Here is an 882-nt window from a genome sequence, read left to right as displayed (position 1 = left end):
TCGTCCCCCTTTCACGATTCGAAGTAGCGATGTTTTTCTAAATATTCCTTGGCAACGACAGACGGTTCTTTGAGATTGCCGTCGACTTCATAGTTAAGCTCCTGCATCGTGGCTGTGTCGATTTTTCCGAGCATTTTCTTGATGATGCCTTCAAGCTCAGGATGTTCTTTGAGCACCTTTTCCGGAACAACCGGAGAGCAGTCGTACGGCGGGAAAAATTGTTTATCATCCTTTAGCATTTTGAGACCATAGGACTTGATTCTTCCATCGGTTGAATACGCAAGCACAATGTCCATTTTTCCGCTTTTCACCGCGTCGTACACAAGGCCGATCTGCATCGGATACGTGCCGCCGAATGTCATGCCGTAGGTTTTCGTAAAATCCTGATAGCCGTTTCCGTTGAGCTTCATCCAATAGTTATCAACGCCCAGCTTTAATTGCGGCGCCCATTTTTTAACGTCTGATACGGTCTTTAAATGGTATTGGTCGGCCAGCTCCCTGCTGACTGTAAAGGCATATGTATTATCATACCCGTAGGAGTCATACCACTTTAAATCATATCTTTTTTTAAACTCCCGCTGAGTAAGCGCCAGCGCTTTGTCCGGGTCTTTTTCCGGTTGCATTCTCAGCGTGCCTGTCAGCGCGTCTCCCGTATATCTTGTGGCCGCAATGTCAATTTCCCCGTTCATTAAAGCCTGCTGCTGCACCGCGTTGGAGCCAAGATTTTTAATCGTTGTTGTTTTGAGATCAGTATGGTGTTCGATCAACTGGCCAAGCATGCTGGCGATGATTTCTGATTCGCTCATGCTTTGCGCGCCGATTTTAATGGTCTGGTCTGCAGCAGCGCTGAGACCAGGAAGCGAACAGCCGCTCAGCGTCAGC

Annotated in this window: 1 protein-coding gene; it reads right to left on the bottom strand. The window is 47.8% G+C overall.

The window, feature by feature from the left end:
* Positions 1-11 precede the first annotated feature (11 nt).
* Positions 12-881: a choline ABC transporter substrate-binding lipoprotein OpuBC gene (gene opuBC, locus ACWHAR_RS24720; protein ID WP_452088136.1), complete on the bottom strand. Its 870-nt coding sequence runs from the start codon at positions 879-881 to the stop codon at positions 12-14.
* Between the last annotated feature and the right edge of the window lies 1 nt (position 882).

The organism is Bacillus sp. LR--39 (genome assembly GCF_053613335.1).
The sequence above is the reverse complement of the archived record's forward strand: the minus strand, read 5'-3'. Positions and strand labels throughout refer to the sequence as shown.